Here is a 16,590-nt window from a genome sequence, read left to right as displayed (position 1 = left end):
GCCCGAAATCTGGAGGAATTTGTCCTATGTTCGCTCCGATCAGGACAGGTCTGGCAGTTATTTTCGCCTTTCATGCCATCCCTGTCATATCCAGCCTGGCTGCCGATGCTCATGAAACACGTGTCATGTGTTCGGGTGGCTTTTCCGCCGCTCTTCAGCGTCTGGCTCCGGTCTTTGAAAAAATGGCAGTCATCTTGTCGTTATTCGTGGCCCATCCATGGGCACAACCCACGATGCCATACCAGCGCGTCTCGCCCGTGGTGAGAAATGCGATGTTCTGATCATGGTCGGCTCAGCGCTTGATGCCCTCCATGCCAGGGGTTTGACCGGGGAGACAAAGATACTGGCAGATTCCCGTATCGGCCTGGTGGTCAAAGCAGGAACCGTGCATCCGGATATCTCCTCTGATGCCGCGCTTCGTAAAACCCTGCTGGCAGCGCCATCAGTCGCATTTTCTGACAGTGCAAGTGGTGTTTATGTCTCTCATACGCTGTTTGACCGTCTCGGTATTGCGCGTCAGATGGCGTCAAAAGCCAGACAGATACAGGAAACGCCTGTTGCGGAGATTGTCGCCAGGGGCGATGCGGCTCTGGGCCTCCAGCAGATCAGCGAGATTATCCCGGTGGCCGGGGCCTCACTTGTCGGGCCGATTCCCGAAGACCTCCAGAAAATCACTCATTTTTCCGCAGCGCTTTGTCGTGATTCCCCCAATCCGGAGGGAGGCAAGGCACTGATACACTATTTGTCCTCAGCACAGAACGCTGACGAGATCCGTGCCACGGGGCTCGATCCGGTGCAGACCCGTGCTTGGGGTCCGATCCATGACTGAGACCGATTTTCCAGTGGAGAATGTCTCCCGCCGGTCCATCCTGACCAATGCCCTGCGTGCGGCCTCAGGCAATTTTCTCGAAATGTATGATTTTTCAGTCTTCGGTTATTATGCCGAATATATTGCACACGCCTTTTTTCCCGGTGCCAGCCCGGCGGCTTCGCTGATGATGGTGTTTGCGACATTTGGGGCTGCTTTCCTGATGCGGCCATTGGGCGCTCTCGTGCTGGGAACCTATGTTGACCGGATAGGTGTGCGCCGTGGCCTGATACTGACCCTGTCCCTTATGGCCTTTGGCACATTGATGCTGGCATTGACGCCCTCCTACAGGCGGATTGGCCTGCTGGCGCCATTGCTTGTCTTGTTCGGGCGGCTCGTGCAGGGGTTCTCAGCCGGCGCCGAGGTCGGTTCCACATCAGTTTATCTGAGCGCGCTTGCGCCACCTCGGTGGCGCGGATTACTCGTCGCCTTCCAGTCGGCATCACAGCAGGTGGCCGTGATGTTTGCGGCATTGGTTGGCGTTGTGCTTTCCGGACATCTGACATCCGAACAGATGGATCAATGGGGCTGGCGTGTTCCCCTGTTGATCGGTTGTGTCATTGTGCCGCTTCTCTTTCTTCTGCGTCGTTCGCTTGCAGAACCAGAGGCTTCGGGGGCGCATGCAAGAACCGGACACGGGGTAGCGGTAACCTTTGTCAAGCTTCTCCGGAACTGGCGTCTGGCAGTCAGCGGTTGTCTCATGGTTTTCATGACAACAGTATCATTCTACATGATTACTGCCTACACGCCGTCTTACGGAAGCGCTGTTCTGCATCTGTCATCCACAACCGGGCTTACAGTTACTTTTTTTGTTGGTCTTTCCAACCTTGTCTGGCTCCTTGTCTCCGGAGCCCTGTCAGACAGGATAGGCCGTCGTCCGATCATGGCAGGTGCGACGATTGCCAGCATACTGACAGTCTATCCTGCACTGTGCTGGCTCACAGCTGCACCATCCTTCACCCGCATGCTTGTGACACTTCTATGGCTCTCCTGTCTCTATGGACTGTATAACGGTGCGCTTGTGGTATTCCTTACGGAATATGTTCCCAAAGAAATCAGAACGGCCGGTTTTTCGGTCGTCTACAGCCTGGCCACCTGTGTTGGCGGTTTTACGCCTGCCTTGTGTACCCTGCTGATCCACCATACCGGCAACAGGGCTATTCCGGGATTATGGATGTCTGTGGCCGCTCTTATCAGTCTGTTGGCCATTCCCCGGAAAAGCAGGAGCGTCAGCCATCTGGTCCTGCTGATTCTGATCCTGGGTATTACAGGCAGTTTCCAGCCTCGTCAGGCGCAGGCGCAGGCCATCAATGGGGGGCTGGCCCTTAGTCCAAGTCTGGCTCTGGCCACACCGCTCGCGCCGGATCTGCCGTTCTTTCCTGGTATCATGATGCCAGTAGTACATCCTATCTACGGCGATCCCTGGCATTTGAGGAACAGGCTGAGGGATCGGGGTATCGATGTGCTGCTGGATATGCGTAACGAATTCAGTGCAAATGCGACGGGCGGAACGCGCCGTACCTCGTCTATGGTGAATCAGCTTGGTCTTGAGACGGATATTGACTGGAACCGGCTGGCCCGTATTCCCGGTCTTTCGACCTCGGTCGTGGTCGTCAATCGATCCGGCGCCAATACAAGTCCGAATTTCGGTGATTCTTTCGTGCGATCGCAGGATATTCTGCGTTCTTCAAGCGGTGGGGCTGCCGCTCATCTGGTGCTTGCCTATGCGGAAGAAAAAATTGCCCATGGCAGACTTGCCATTCAGCTGGGGCGTGAACCGGTCGCCCTCAATTTTGCGGCATCCCCCCTGAATTGTGCGTTTATGACCAATGCCATTTGCGGCAACCCCAAAGTACTGACCGGAAGAGACCCCGGTTTCAGCGTTTATCCGAATTCGACCTGGGCAGGGCGTATCATTGCCTACCCTTTGCGCAATCTCTACGTACAGGCAGGCCTTTTTGCCTATGACCCCGGATCTGATGCCGGTCCGAAATTCAATCATACAGGCTGGCAACTGAACTCGTCACGTCTGACTGGCACGACAAGCGTTGGTGAAATAGGATATATTCCAAGCTTCGGGCCACACAGGCTTATCGGTCATTACAAGATCGGTATGGCTTCCATTCATGCCCCATTGAATCATGTTTCCGAAGCTGCTGACGGCTCAGCGCTCGGCGTGACAGGCCGTACCCCACGCCACATGAATGGCCGTCTGAAAGCATGGATATTGTTTGACCAGATGCTTCTCCGGCACGGCAAAGGGATAGATTCAGGCTGATCCTGATGGGAGGATATGCCCATAATCAGCCTTCTGTCTCCACCTACGGAGACGAACATTATGTCGGGCTTCTTGATCGTGGTTTCATCAGGAGCCGACCGGGCGATACAATCGGCATCCTCTATGCCAATGTCGCTGTTACGGGAGCTCTGAACGAAACCCAGCGCCTTCAGCTGAAAAATCACCGCCCATTTTCGAACGGTGCAACCGGCGTTCAGAAATCAGAGACTGTCTTTTCTCTTTTTTACGATATGCATGTCATGACTGGTCTCAATCTGGCCCCGGATTTCCAGTATATCATTCATCCCAATGCACAGCGTAATATTCGCGATGCCGTAGTGTTCGGGTTTCGCACCAGAATATCGCTCTGATCGGATGGGCTTCTGATCGAACGGGGTTTTGCGAAAGCCCTGTCCGATCTGACGACAGAACTGAACAAAAATGAAAGAGCAGTGCTAGCGCCTGGTGGATCTGCTTTTTTCTGTGCGACTGATGAATATGTCTATGACAAGAATACCCAGAGCATATACCGCAATATCACGCCAGTCGAAATGACTCCCAAGCAGAAAGCGGCCAGTCTGAGTCTGGCGTATGGTCTCAAGTACAGTCGGATGAAGCAGCTTCAGTGCTTCACTGGCTGACGCTCCGATAAAAGCGATGGCAAGGCGCCGCAGGCGGTGGGAAGGGTGCGTGAGCAGGGCTGCCATGCAGTCGAAAAGACACCCCCACAAAAATGAGCCGCCCCATTTTCTGATCCAGGGGGTGAGCCCGAGCGGTGCAAGGCGACAGGCCAGGCCAGCCAGGATGATAAAAGCCAGGATAACAAGAAGACGGCGAGACCGTTTTCCGGGCAGGATATGGTTCCGGGTCATCACGACTGGGGTTTTACAGCCCTATCAGGCCGAAGCAGCAGTGTTACGGTAATGAACGCGACATAGAGCAACAGATACCAGGAAACGAGTTTCTGCGGATGAACAACCCAAGTGAAATGTCGATGGGCATAGAGCCATGTACCGGTGAACGTTCCTATGTTTTCCGCAATCCAGAGCGCTATACTGGCCAGAAATGCCGCGAGCGGCAGGGGCATACGCCACCTTGTTTCAATAATACGGTAGCTTATCCAGCATCGGCCATAAACCAGAAGCGTGGCCAGAACGAGTATCCATCGAAGATCGGGTATGTAGTGATGAGTAAAGAAATTGGCGTAGATGCCTGTTGCCAGTAAAAGGGACAGGGTGAAGCTGGGATAGGGATGAAAATGCATGCTGAATAATCTGATCACCCGGGCAATATAGCTGCCAACAGAAGCGTACATGAAACCGGAGAAAAGAGGGACATGCATGATCTTGAAAAAACCCGGCTCCGGATAAGCCCATGAGCCAGCTGACACCTTGAACCATTCCATTGCGGTGCCGGTAATGTGAAAGACCAGAATGATCATCGCCTCCTGTTTCGTTTCAAGGCGAAACCGGAGAAACAGGGCTTGTGTCACTATCGCAAAGACGAAAAGCGCGTCGTAACGATGAACTGACCAGTGCGACGACCAGATGAAATGGGTGACCAGTATGGCCCCCAGCATGAGACCACCAAACAGACATGCCCAACCCTGCTTGAGCACAAAAAGCAGGAACATCCCGGGAAAGCCATGCAGATAACGTCTGGCCCACTGGCCGAGCCGGTATTCAAGCCGGGTTTCGGTATCCGGTGGTTTTGGAGCGTGCATGGTGCGGTCCCTGTTTTTGATCCGCACCTGCCGCAACATACGCCCTGATGCAAGGGTGTACGAAGCGTGTCCGAAGACCTAGCGGGACAGCGCGAAGCTTAGCCCGCCCATGACGGTGAGTCCCTGATTGGGAATGGTGGAGATGGCATTTGTATAATAGCGGCGGTTCGTGACGTTATCAGCATTGACGAACATCTGGATCTGCCTGGTCAGCTGGTAGGAGCTGAACAGATCGAACACGACATAACCGCCCTGCTTCGGATAAAGGGCCGAACTGCTTGAAGGCTGACCCAGTGTTTGTGTCGCAGCACGGATACGTCCGCCGATCGACAGTTTGTTATCAAGCAGGTGCAGGCCGACCGTTCCTGCCAGAACCGAGCGTGGAGGCGTGGTGAGGAGTGCGCCAAATCCGGTATAGTCGGGGTAGGGCAGTTTGGTACTGGTGTTGGTGTAGGAGAGGGTCGCGAAGACAAAACGGTTATCGTATTTGGCCTGCCCCTCAAAACCGCGAGTATAGGTGTTGCCCGCCATGTTCTGGTAGAAATAACCCAGATTGGGAATGAAAGAACCCTTGTCAGGCCGACCGGTGACGCGCGTCTGGGCAATATAGTTCTTGATGCGCGTGTCAAAATAGTCACCGTCGAACTCGACCTTGTCGCCATCCATCAATACGTCACGATAATGCAGCTTGGCACCCAGCTCCCACCCATAGGTCTGCTCGGGAGCAAGATTGGGATTGGGGACGAATTTGAGGAAGCTCAGACCTGGATGAGAGCTTGCCATGAACATTTCGGTGATGGCGGGTGGACGGAAGCCGAGCCCGTAGCTGCCATAAAGCTGCAATCCACGAACGGGCGTGACGGCAAGTGTCACCTTGGGATTTACGGCATCCGAACTGCCGGAGGCGTGGAAGGCACCGGCAGGAACCTGGGTGAAACCGGACGCCAAATTAACGCCACTGCCTGACGAGTGGTAGCTGTCATAGCGCAGCGCACCGGTGAGCTGCACGATCTTCCAGTTCAGCGCCAGCTGCGTGAAGGCGCTGCCCACACCGCGATTGCCCGTAGGTGTAGAACCGGTATAGCCGGTCTGGTCCTTGGTATCGACCGAGTCATGATAATACTCGCCTCCATAGTTGAGCGAGGCCAGAACCGGCCCAAGGGAAAACTGCGAGGTATTATCGGCTTCAAAACCCAGTGTGGTCAGATTGTATTTCGTCATATTGGCTGCAGCTATCGTCATGGCGCGATAGGCAGGCATGGCGTTATCCAGCCCTGTGGAGACCACATAGCCCTTTACATGCAAGGCTACGAGTTTGTTGTCGTGAGGGGTGAATCGGTATTCGATGTTGCCCTGATTATTCTGGATCTTGTTGGAGCCGGGGATGCTCTCTGTCCCCTGACCGAACTGGTTATGATAGATTACCGTACCGAGAGTCAGGCTTTGATCAATACCGGGTTTGATATCGATCTTGAACAGACCCGACTGCATGCGCTGATAGGATTGGGGAATACGTGTACCGTCGCCATCCTCATAATTGCCTGAACTGCGCATGCTGAATGCAGCTGCGATACCGAGCCATGGGCGGATGTGAATACCCGCGCCAACCATGCCCGATCCGTCATAGTTGTTGGATCCGCCTAGCGCTCTCGCCATCACGCCGTAATGTTTTCCTGATTCCACGATGTCATCGACACCCAGTGTATGCATATTGACCACACCGGCGATGGCACCCGAACCATCTGCTGTAGCCACTGTTCCACGAGAGACATCGAGCCCCGCCAGAAGAGCCGGATCAACATAGACACTGCCATTGGCACCATGACTGCTGGTCTGGAAGTCCTGTCTCGCGCCATCGACCATGACGTTTACCCGCCCGAAATCCTGCATGCCGCGGATAGAGATGGCGAGAGAAGGGGAGCCATCATTCTGGAAGTAGACCCCCGGTAAACCGGTCAGGATCATGTAGGGCTCAGTCGGCTGAACCCGCAGCATGTCCTGACGGGTCAGTGTGGTGGTTGCCTGGGGTACAACAAGATCCGTAGCGCCGTGAACCTTGACACTGGGGAGAACAATCTCACCCGAGCTTGCTCTGGCGGTGCTGGCAGGTTGTCTGTGTGATGAAAGGGGCGCGCCGGAGGTGGAAGTATGGCTTGTCGCAGACAGGCTTCGTTGTCCCTGTTTTCCCTGGCTTTTCTCGTTCGTGTCACGATCCTGGGCCTGTGTCGGCCCTGGAAGTAGGGTGATCAGGGCGAGAGCGGAGGACAGAGAAAGCACCTGACGTGTTGAGATCATCGGTTCGGCCTTACGACACGTTAATGGAACGCTGCGAGTGCTTATTGAGAATGACTCTCACTTGCAAGGTGTAAAAACTTCCTTTAAAGCTCCGCCGCATCGAGTGAGGAAAAGAAGCAACAGCTTCGGTCTCGTACCATCGGTAACAAGGGGAGGGGTCATGAGCATCAGATTGTTCAGCCGACGTCAGTTCGGGCTTTCGGCCCTCGCTACGGGCGTTACAGGTGCTGCGGCCCGTGCAGCGCGCGCCGGTGAAACACGCAGTGTCCAGATCGAGGATTGCCGTGGACGACGCATAAAGCTGGGTTCGATGGCACGCATCGTTTCGATCGGTGGTACGATTACTGAAACGCTTTATGCTCTTGGCGCTTCTGACAGGATTGTCGGGGTCGATATTACCTCGACTTATCCTGTTGCCGCTTTGCGTGAAAAAAAATCCGTCGGCTATATGCGTCAGCTCTCTTCTGAAGGCATTCTGTCTCTCAAGCCCGATCTCGTTCTGGCTATGAATGATTCCGGCCCGGCCAATGCCATTGATCAGGTCATGGAATCCTCCACGCCTATCGTCATGATCGACTCCACCCCTTCACTGGATGGTGTGCGTAACCGGATTCTGACCCTGTCGCGCATCATTGGTGAGGAAGAAAAAGGCGCGGGGATGGTTGTGCGTCTGGACAACCAGCTGCGTACACTCAAGGCATGGAAGGAACTCCATCCCGAAAAGGCGCGCGTTCTTTTCGTCATGCGTGTAGTCAATGGACGGCCCATGGCTGCGGGTACAGGGACAGCAGCCGATGCCATTATCAATCTGGCCGGTGCGACCAATGCCGGTGCTGGTATGAGCGGTTACAAGGCGCTTGAACGAGAAGCCCTGATTGCGCTCAAGCCCGATGTGATCCTAATGATGAGTCAGGGCGGACAGGCAATGCGTGACGCGCTTCTTGCGGATGAGGCTGTCATGCTTACTCCGGCAGGGCAGCACAAGGCGATTGTCGATATGGAGGGTGAAAAGCTTCTCGGGTTTGGTCCCCGTACTGCTGAAGCCGCCCTCGAACTTGCCCAGCAGGTTGTGAACCATACTCATCCCGCATGAATGTCTCGCGCCTTTCCATAATCCCGGCATTCACGTTTCTGGTTCTGGCCCTTTTGGGAAGCATACTGCTCTCTCTTGCCTCAGGAGCGACGGGTTTCGGTTTTCATCCCGAAGGGATAGACGATCCCGCTGTAACCCGACTGATCATCATGGGTATCCGTCTTCCGCGCATTGTTCTGGCCGTTCTGGTCGGGGCCGGGCTTGGGGCGGCGGGCGCTGTCATGCAGGGTCTGTTTCGTAATCCTCTGGCAGATCCGGGGCTTATCGGTGTCTCCTCCGGTGCAGCTCTGGGAGCCACAGTGATGATCATTGAAGGCGTGAGCTGGTTTGGCCCCGGTATAATGGCACGCTGGGGGATACCGGCGGGTGGTATGATTGGCGCCTGTATCATGACCACTATCCTGCAGCGCTTTTCATCCCGTCAGGAAAGGTATCAACTTCCCGCCTTGTGCTTGCAGGGGTGGCTCTCGGTGCTTTGGCATCGGCAGCAACAGGAATTCTGCTTTACCGGGCGAATGACGCGGCTCTGCGTGATCTGACATTCTGGACCATGGGCAGTCTCGCCGGTGTACGCTGGCGTGAAATCGAGATTCTGGCGCCATTCACGCTTTTGTCGCTGACCCTTCTTATGGCGCTGTCCCGGCCGCTCAATCTTCTTCTCCTGGGCGAGGAGAATGCAGCTCTCATGGGGTGTCGTGTCGGCCGTGTGAAGTTTCTCTGCCTGCTGGCTGTGACATTATCGGTCGGTTCGGGTGTGGCGTTTTCGGGGGTGATCGGTTTTGTGGGCGTTATTGTGCCGCATCTGGTCAGGCTGGTGAGTGGGCCGGACCACCGTTTTCTCGTTCCTTGCAGCGCATTGCTCGGTGCTCTGCTGCTGGTGCTTTCAGATACACTGGCCCGCCTGATTGCCATTCCCTCCGATGTTCCGGTGGGAATCATCACTGCAGGTATGGGGCCCCGGCTTTCATCTGGTTGCTGATGCGCAGAAGTGACCAGGAAATCCCGTCATGACACTGGCCCTCACGGATATCAGTGTGATGTATCAGGGTCGTTTTCTGCTCGACAAGGTCTCCCTGAGTCTGTCTCCGGGAGAACTCGTTGCTGTAATAGGCCCCAATGGAGCTGGGAAAAGTACATTGATGCGTGTTGCAGCAGGTCTGCTGACACCATGTAATGGTCTGGTCGAAATCAATTCGTTGCCACTCGACAGATATACGCCGCGCAAACTTGCATCGGTGAGAGCCATGCTGACACAGGACCAGACCCTTGAGGCGCGTTTTTCTGTCAGGGAGCTCGCCCGGTTTGGTGTGCCGGAATGTCACCGGTCGGAAGAGCGCGAACGTCTGGCACAGCTTGTCGGACAGACACTGGATGAGGTTGGGCTGGGCAGGTTCATTGAACGCGACGTAACCACTCTCTCAGGCGGGGAACGTCAGCGCGCTCATCTGTCCCGTGTGCTGGTACAGCTGCGCTGGCATGGAGATAATGGATACCTGCTGCTGGACGAGCCTGTTTCGGCACAGGATATTGCCCATCAGGGGCTCATACTGTCCTTGGCGCGGGCGCATACAGGCAAAGGCGGGGCGTGTCTGGCAATTCTGCACGACCTGAACTGGGCAGCCGCTTTTGCTGACCGGATTGTGGTGCTGGACAAAGGGCGGATCTATGATTCCGGCCCAGTCGGGAAGGTTATCACATCCAGAATGCTCTTTGACGTGTTCGGTCTGTCCGATACCGTTCTGGGGCATCATCATGAGACGGGGCGGCCTTTTCTGCTGCCGCACGATCTCATGCTGCCCGGTTCATCATGAAGTAAAAGGGTTCATCAATGTATATCGCAATGAACAGGTTTCAGGTTCTGCCCGAGAGTGAAGACGCTTTTCGCCAACGCTGGCTGGACCGGGAAGTGCTGCTGACCACAGTCTCTGGATTCAAGTCTTTCGCATTGCTTCGTGGTCCTGTGAAGGACGACCATATTCTCTGGTCTTCCCATACGCTCTGGGAAAGCAAGGAAGCATTCACGGCCTGGACACAGTCCGAACAGTTTCGCAAGGCCCATGCAGGGGCTGGTGGTAACAAGCCCCTGACGCTTGGCCCGCCGGTATTCGAAGGGTTTGAAGTGGTTCAGCACATCGAAAACTGATACAGCCGCTCCACCTGCCATTTACGCCCCGGTCCAGGGCGTAAATGGCTCAGCTCAGTGTCGCCAGAACAAGGTCAAAGGCACGATCAACCGTGGCGAGACGTACCGTTTCCCGATCACCGGTAAAATATACTGTCTCATGTATCGGAGTTTTTGCGCCATGCATGACGCAGAGACAGACCGTTCCGACCGGCTTTGCTTCTGTTCCGCCACCCGGTCCGGCTATACCCGTCACGGCAATCGCAATTGTTGCTTCTTCGGCACAATCCAGCGCACCCATGGCCATTTCCACAGCAACGGCTTCGCTGACGGCGCCCTGCGAAGCGAGGGTACGTGATGAGACTTCAAGCACGCTTGTTTTCAGACTGTTTGAATAGGTAACCAGGCCGCCTTCCACAACGTCTGAAGATCCGGCCTGCGCGGTCAGAAAAGCGGCAATCAGCCACCGGTACAACTTTCCGCCGTGACAAGACGCTCACCTTGTTGCCGCAGGATATGCAGGACACGGGCGGCTTTCTCGTTCAGGGCCGCGGTTACCTGATCAGCCATGAGCGCCATTCTCCAGAACACGATAAAGTGCCATATTTTCCTCTACGCGCTGGATATAGGAGCGGGTTTCCTCGTAAGGAATGCTCTCAATCCAGTCGATCAGGCCGATCTGGGTAAGGGGTTGAGGGAGTGGCAGACTGGCCAGCCAGAGATCCGTGCGATGCGGCCCGGCATTATATGCGGAGAGAACAAGCGGTACGACATTGTTGAAACGCGTCATGAGCTGCGAGAGGTAGGTCCGTCCCAGTGTCAGATTGGTTGCCGGATCACGCAGACCACTGATACTTGTATCGATGCCTCTGAGTCCGGCCCGGCGTGCCACGTCCTGGGCAGTACCGGTCTGAAGCTGCATCAGCTATGGCGCGGGCAGGGCTGCTTATATGCGCGTTGAAACTGCTTTCCTGACGTGCAACACCAAGAGCGAGACCTCGGGGCAGGGAATCACCCTCGGCCTGTGCAGCATCAAGGACCGGCCAGCCTTCGGGATAGAGTGCTGCGCCAAGCCTGCCTGTGCGACGTGCAGCGAAAACCGCCGGTTCGAACGAATTGATCGAAAGGGCAAAACGGGCCAGGGCAGCCTGACCGGGGGCGTCCTGAACGGCGCTATAGGCGAGCATCAGGAATTCGCGCGCATGGTCGTCATCACCGCGCTCATGAAGGAGACGGCCCGCCTCGATCAGGTCAGCACGAGAAACAGGACCGCTTTGCAGGACAGGAATATGGCTCAGTGCAGCAGCAAGTCCGGGGATATCGCCTCCGCCAGGGAGAAGCGTGTCGTCGCGGCCTGCCAGAGCAGCAAGGGCGATTTGCCCGTAATAGGTCGTCGGCATTGAGCCTGCATGACGATAGGCCTCATCCGCCTGCGCCCTGTTGCCCGTATCGGCAAAGCTTCTGCCCAGCCAGTAGTACCCGCGGCTTTTTGTGATCAGGCTGGTTTGCCGTGACAATTCACTGAATGCATTGCGGGCCTGTGGTGCATTTTTCAGAAAACGCAGATCAATCCAGCCCCTCAGGAACGACGCTTCAAGGCGTGGCGTCGCACTTGTGGCTAGCGTCGTATCATCGGCAAGCATACGTGCCTGCGATACAGACCCCTGGACAAGAAAGGCCCGCGCAAGACCCAGCCTTTCATTCGTCCAGTCCGAAGATGGTGCGCGTTTCTGTCCTGCGAAACCTTCCTCCTGCCAGAGAGCATAGGCTGTCTCGAGGTCAGGGATGCGGCGCAGCTGTCTGAGGCGCGCAATCATGACCTGCGGTTCTGCGCGCTGTGATGGGGGCAGGGCGGCGAACTGAGCAGCTGCATCGGGTGCGTTCGACTGGAGTGCGATCAGTGCGCGACCCAACGCCTGACGTTGTGGCGCAAGAAGTGAAACCTGCCGGGAGGCTGCCGTGAACTGGCGGGTGCGGATCTGACGCTGAAAACGCGCCCAGTGATCTTCAGGAGTGAGAGACGTGCTGTACTCAGCAAGAATCAGGCTGGAATCCGTTTCACGGTCGGCACCATTGCGCCAGATGCGTCTGGCCTGACTGGATGCGTCGGGTAGTAACGTGGCGCAGCGAATAAATGCCTGAACGCTGGTCAGTGGTTCTCTCGGGCAGAGTTCCGGGAGCTCGGCATCGCTTGTGCGGGTAGCGAGGGCCTGCTGGTAGCGCGCGATCATGACCGCGCGCTCGGGCCAGTTCGGTGTCTGATCAAGAAAATCGGCATAGGCGCGTGCGCCTGGCGATGCCCCTGCCTGAACGAGCGCAAGCCACTGATCCAGTCGTGAGGCAACATCACCCGAAGCTGGCCTGGAGATGGCACCAGGAGTCTCGGGTACCGCGTCATTCTGGTTCAGGGCTTCAGATGCCGGAGGCTGGCTCTGCTCCTGGGCCTGTGAGCTGCATCCGGCCAACAGGATGAGTGATCCGGTCAGGAGAAAGGATTTAACCCGCGACATGATGCACAACCTCCATACTGCCTTTGTAAATCAGCTCGCACGCAACAAAAGCAACGATGGCGAGGCCGAGCCAGGCGATCCACTGGTAACGGTTCAACAGATTGGCCACCAGCGTCGCAGCTGCTCCCATCAGCACGACCGAGAAAGCCAGGCCAGTCACAAGCACGTAAGGGTGACCAAGTGCGGCACCGGCAACGGCAAGCACATTGTCGAGGCTCATGGAGAGATCGGCTATGATGATACGGAAAATCGCCTTCGACAAAGAACCACTCTGGGCGTCATCTGTCATTTCCTCAGGGTGGCGTAGCTCCTGATACATCTTCCAGCAAACCCAGAGCAGCAAAAATCCACCAGCGAGGGTGAGACCCAGAACGGCGAGCAGGCGCGAGGCAACAAGGGCCAGAACAATACGTATGAGTGCGGCCGCAACAACGCCAACCATGATGGCCTTGCGTCTTTGCTGGGCTGGCAGTCCCCGCACGACCATGCCGATCACAACGGCGTTATCCCCGGCGAGGGTGATGTCGATCAGTATAACCTGTGCGAGCGCAATCAGGGCGTGCCAGGTAAGATCAGGCGCCACATCAACCTCCAGTTTTTTCGTGCAGGGCCGATGCTAGTCAAAGCCCAGACCAAGCGCAATTCGCCATGCAGCACGCACAGCCTGGAGATACCATCCAGATCTAGAGTGTCCTGCGCGCTCATCTTGCGGTAAGAGGGGCCTCCTCTCGACCCGTCCTTGTGAGTTGCGTCGATCATATCAAGGAGTTTGCACGCCCATGGTGCCTCGTTACAGCCGTCCCGAAATGACCGCCATCTGGTCTCCCACCAATCGCTATCGCATCTGGTTCGAGATCGAGGCGCTGGCATGTGAGGCGATGGCAGAACTGGGCGACATGCCAAAAGAGGCTGCCAAAGTCATTCGTGAGCGTGGCGATGCTGCCATGGCAGCGTTCTCGGATGCTGATGTGGCGCGCATTGACGAAATCGAAGCTGTGACCCGTCACGATGTCATCGCGTTTCTTACATGGCTTGCCGAAAAGATCGGACCTGAGAGTCGTTTCGTTCATCTCGGCATGACATCATCCGACGTTCTCGATACCTGCTTTTCGGTCCAGCTCGTTCAGGCGTCCGATCTGCTGCTGAAGGATATCGACGATGTTCTCGCCGCGCTCAAGAAGCAGGCTTATGCGCACAAGAATACCATCACGATTGGTCGTTCCCATGCCATTCATGCCGAGCCTACGAGCTTTGGACTGAAAATTGCCGGGCACTATGCAGAATTTGCCCGCAATCGCGAGCGTCTTCTGGCCGCACGCAAGGAGATTGCCATCTGTGCGATTTCCGGTGCGGTCGGCACCTATGCCCATGTTGATCCGCGTGTGGAAGAATTTGTGGCGGAGCGTCTCGGGCTTGTGGCAGAGGATGTGTCCACACAGGTTATTCCGCGTGATCGTCATGCAGCCTTTTTCTGTGCTCTTGGTGTGATCGCCAGCGGGATTGAGCGCCTTTCGGTTGAAGTGCGTCATCTTCAGCGCTCCGAAGTGCGCGAGGCGGAAGAATTCTTCCATCCGGGCCAGAAAGGCAGCTCGGCGATGCCTCACAAGCGCAATCCGGTTCTGTCCGAAAATCTGACGGGTCTTGCGCGTCTGGTTCGCTCTCATGTGGTGCCTGCGCTTGAGAACGTGGCATTGTGGCATGAGCGCGATATCAGTCATTCTTCTGTCGAGCGTAATATCGGACCTGATGCGACGATTGGGCTCGATTTCGCGCTGATGCGTCTTGCCGGCATGATGGACAAGCTGGTGGTCTATCCCGAGCGCATGATGGCCAATCTCGAATCGCTTGGAGGCGTGGTCCATTCTGGTGAGGTGCTGCTTGCCCTGGCCCGTTCGGGCATCTCACGTGAGGATGCCTATCGTATCGTGCAACGGAATGCGATGGAGACCTGGACGAAGCTTGGTGAGCCCGACGGACGGAGTTTCCGCGAAAATCTTGATCAGGATCCGGAGGTTGCGGGGCGTGTCGATGGCAAGATTCTGGATGAGGCAATGGACTGCACACGCCATCTTGTTGCCGTAGACCGCATTTTCAACAAGATTTTTGGTTAAGATCACATATTGGGTGTTGACGTTGTCCCAGTGTCGTGTGGAAGTAACCTGGTTGTAATCTCAGATGAATATCTGGTGAGTTCTAAAACCAAGGCTCTGTAATGGCTTCCACATCACGTCCCCGAGGGCATGCCCTTACCAACTTTATTGCCGTGATCGCCGCCACTGGCGGCCTACTGTTTGGTTATGATACCGGTATTATCTCCGCCGCCCTGCTGCAACTCACACCACAGTTCCAGCTGACGACGGAGAGCGCCGAAATTGTCACTTCAGCGGTTATTCTCGGCGCGCTGATTGGCTGTATCTCGGCAGCCCCTCTCTCTGACAGGCTTGGTCGCCGCCGGACGATTATCGCAGCGGCAACGCTGTTTCTGATCGGAACAGTTATCGTCACTTTCGCGCATACTGTCTCTGTTCTGACTTTTGCACGTCTCATTCTTGGTCTGGCTATCGGCGCATCATCGCAGATCGTGCCAATCTACATCGCTGAGATTGCGCCGCCGGAACGTCGTGGTTCGCTTGTGGTCGCTTTCCAGTTTGCGATTGCTTTTGGCCAGTTAATTTCCTTTATCACCGGCTATCTTCTGCAGGATTATTCCTGGCGCCTGATGTTCGGTCTCGGTGTTATTCCTGCGGTTATCCTGTTCGTTGGCATGCTCTTCCTGCCCAACAGCCCCCGCTGGCTGGCCATGCAGGGTGAGTTCGAGCGTGCCCGCGAAGTGCTGCGCAGCGTTCGCAAGACAGATGCCGAAGCAGATCGTGAGCTGCAGGACATCCAGGACCAGCATGACGAGAAAGCTCCGCTTTCCGAGGTGTTCAAGCCCTGGGTCCGTCCGGCGACGATTGCTGCTGTTGGTATCGCGCTGCTTTGCCAGCTCACCGGTATCAATGCGGTCATGTATTATGCGCCGACCATCTTTGCCGATGCCGGGTTCGGTCAGTCTTCAGCACTGCTGACTTCTGTCGCTGTTGGTGTTTCCATGGTCGGTACAGTGGCATTCGGTGGCTGGGCAGTGGATGCCTGGGGGCGTCGCACCCTGATGCTCCGTATGATCCCGGGGGCGGTTGTGTCGCTCGTCCTGCTCGGTTTCATGTTCTTTACGGGGCAGACCCATGGCTGGGGCGCTTTTGTTACGGCCGCTGCGGTTGTTGGCTATGTCGTGTTCAATGTCGGCAGTCTTTCGGTCGCGATCTGGCTGGTTGGCGCTGAAGTATTTCCCCTTTCCTGCCGTGGTACGGGTATGAGCCTTGTCGCCGCCAGCCATTGGGGGGCTGATCTGATCATCTCGCTGACCACGCTCAGCATGGTGAAGGCGCTGGGTGCAGGTGGAACGTTCTGGCTGTTCGCTGCTGTCAATGCTCTCTCCTTCTTCTTTGTGCTACGTTATGTGCCCGAAACGCGTGGTCGTTCATTGGAGCAGCTTGAAGCCTCCTTGCGTGACGGAACTTTTGCGCCAGTGGCCCACGCCAAGGCGCAGGTCTCGACACGCTAGACAAACCGCCTCCTTTTGCGGAGGCAGATCGGATCGATCATGGGTATGAACGGCGGGGCTGCGCTGCTATATGCGTCGCAACGCCGTTTTACCTTTT

Annotated in this window: 16 protein-coding genes and 1 pseudogene; 10 read left to right on the top strand and 7 right to left on the bottom strand. The window is 56.1% G+C overall.

Annotated features, from left to right (window positions below):
- Positions 1–26 precede the first annotated feature (26 nt).
- From JCM25354_RS21730 to JCM25354_RS23105, 4 genes are read left to right on the top strand one after another with little or no spacing between them, the layout of a single operon-like run.
- On the top strand, positions 27–281 hold the full coding sequence (locus JCM25354_RS21730; RefSeq protein WP_199899953.1) for a hypothetical protein: 255 nt from the start codon (positions 27–29) through the stop codon (positions 279–281).
- Entirely contained in the window at positions 218–829 is a 612-nt protein-coding gene (locus JCM25354_RS18615; protein ID WP_199899952.1) for a substrate-binding domain-containing protein, read from the top strand. The genes JCM25354_RS21730 and JCM25354_RS18615 overlap by 64 nt, the downstream gene beginning before the upstream one ends.
- Complete coding sequence (tcuC, locus tag JCM25354_RS20780; RefSeq protein ID WP_025886176.1) at positions 822–3,146, top strand: tricarballylate/proton symporter TcuC; 2,325 nt, start codon at positions 822–824, stop codon at positions 3,144–3,146. The genes JCM25354_RS18615 and tcuC overlap by 8 nt, the downstream gene beginning before the upstream one ends.
- Positions 3,147–3,151: 5 nt before the next feature.
- Positions 3,152–3,517 (top strand): carbohydrate porin, encoded by a 366-nt coding sequence (locus JCM25354_RS23105; RefSeq protein ID WP_025886175.1) that lies wholly within the window; start codon positions 3,152–3,154, stop codon positions 3,515–3,517.
- An 84-nt stretch (positions 3,518–3,601) separates the two neighbouring features.
- On the opposite strand, the gene JCM25354_RS20260 is transcribed toward JCM25354_RS23105, so the two are convergent.
- The 3 genes from JCM25354_RS20260 to JCM25354_RS11850 all read right to left on the bottom strand — a co-directional run bounded on the left by JCM25354_RS20260 (position 3,602) and on the right by JCM25354_RS11850 (position 7,164).
- Positions 3,602–4,018: a ribosomal maturation YjgA family protein gene (locus JCM25354_RS20260; protein ID WP_025886174.1), complete on the bottom strand. Its 417-nt coding sequence runs from the start codon at positions 4,016–4,018 to the stop codon at positions 3,602–3,604.
- A complete protein-coding gene (locus JCM25354_RS11855) occupies positions 4,018–4,869 on the bottom strand; it encodes a DUF817 domain-containing protein (protein ID WP_025886173.1) in 852 nt (283 codons plus the stop codon). Before JCM25354_RS11855 ends, JCM25354_RS20260 begins: the two co-directional genes overlap by 1 nt.
- 78 nt (positions 4,870–4,947) lie before the next feature.
- Positions 4,948–7,164: a TonB-dependent receptor domain-containing protein gene (locus JCM25354_RS11850; RefSeq protein WP_025886172.1), complete on the bottom strand. Its 2,217-nt coding sequence runs from the start codon at positions 7,162–7,164 to the stop codon at positions 4,948–4,950.
- 160 nt (positions 7,165–7,324) lie between these two features.
- On the opposite strand from JCM25354_RS11850, the gene JCM25354_RS11845 reads away from it, so the two are divergent.
- The 4 genes and pseudogenes from JCM25354_RS11845 (at position 7,325) to JCM25354_RS11830 (ending at position 10,400) form a co-directional block, all read left to right on the top strand.
- Entirely contained in the window at positions 7,325–8,257 is a 933-nt protein-coding gene (locus JCM25354_RS11845) for a heme/hemin ABC transporter substrate-binding protein (RefSeq protein WP_025886171.1), read from the top strand.
- Positions 8,254–9,236 (top strand): annotated as a pseudogene (locus JCM25354_RS23510) (FecCD family ABC transporter permease). The gene JCM25354_RS11845 and the pseudogene JCM25354_RS23510 overlap by 4 nt, the downstream one beginning before the upstream one ends.
- A gap of 28 nt (positions 9,237–9,264) precedes the next feature.
- Positions 9,265–10,068, top strand: a complete 804-nt coding sequence (locus tag JCM25354_RS11835; RefSeq protein WP_025886170.1) for an ATP-binding cassette domain-containing protein — start codon at positions 9,265–9,267, stop codon at positions 10,066–10,068.
- A gap of 17 nt (positions 10,069–10,085) precedes the next feature.
- A complete protein-coding gene (locus JCM25354_RS11830; protein WP_025886169.1) occupies positions 10,086–10,400 on the top strand; it encodes an antibiotic biosynthesis monooxygenase family protein in 315 nt (104 codons plus the stop codon).
- 49 nt (positions 10,401–10,449) lie between these two features.
- Here the strand turns inward: JCM25354_RS11830 and JCM25354_RS18595 are convergent, their stop codons facing one another.
- The 4 genes from JCM25354_RS18595 to JCM25354_RS11815 form a co-directional block, all read right to left on the bottom strand.
- Positions 10,450–10,854: a CinA family protein gene (locus JCM25354_RS18595; protein ID WP_369345775.1), complete on the bottom strand. Its 405-nt coding sequence runs from the start codon at positions 10,852–10,854 to the stop codon at positions 10,450–10,452.
- Positions 10,855–10,941: 87 nt separating this feature from the next.
- Positions 10,942–11,271: a transglycosylase SLT domain-containing protein gene (locus JCM25354_RS20255; protein ID WP_051537381.1), complete on the bottom strand. Its 330-nt coding sequence runs from the start codon at positions 11,269–11,271 to the stop codon at positions 10,942–10,944.
- Entirely contained in the window at positions 11,216–12,889 is a 1,674-nt protein-coding gene (locus JCM25354_RS18590; RefSeq protein WP_051537380.1) for a lysozyme family protein, read from the bottom strand. Before JCM25354_RS18590 ends, JCM25354_RS20255 begins: the two co-directional genes overlap by 56 nt.
- On the bottom strand, positions 12,876–13,472 hold the full coding sequence (locus tag JCM25354_RS11815; RefSeq protein WP_025886168.1) for a TerC family protein: 597 nt from the start codon (positions 13,470–13,472) through the stop codon (positions 12,876–12,878). The genes JCM25354_RS18590 and JCM25354_RS11815 overlap by 14 nt, the downstream gene beginning before the upstream one ends.
- A 196-nt stretch (positions 13,473–13,668) precedes the next feature.
- On the opposite strand from JCM25354_RS11815, the gene purB reads away from it, so the two are divergent.
- Positions 13,669–15,000, top strand: a complete 1,332-nt coding sequence (gene purB, locus JCM25354_RS11810; protein WP_025886167.1) for an adenylosuccinate lyase — start codon at positions 13,669–13,671, stop codon at positions 14,998–15,000.
- 101 nt (positions 15,001–15,101) lie between these two features.
- The gene (locus JCM25354_RS11805) at positions 15,102–16,493 is read left to right on the top strand and encodes a sugar porter family MFS transporter (protein ID WP_025886166.1); all 1,392 of its coding nucleotides are present in this window, start codon (positions 15,102–15,104) and stop codon (positions 16,491–16,493) included.
- Positions 16,494–16,590: the final 97 nt, after the last annotated feature.

Origin of the sequence: Asaia prunellae JCM 25354, assembly GCF_000613885.1 — a bacterium.
Classification (GTDB): domain Bacteria; phylum Pseudomonadota; class Alphaproteobacteria; order Acetobacterales; family Acetobacteraceae; genus Asaia; species Asaia prunellae.
Note: the sequence above shows the minus strand (reverse complement) of the source record. Positions and strands in the feature narration are given on the sequence as shown.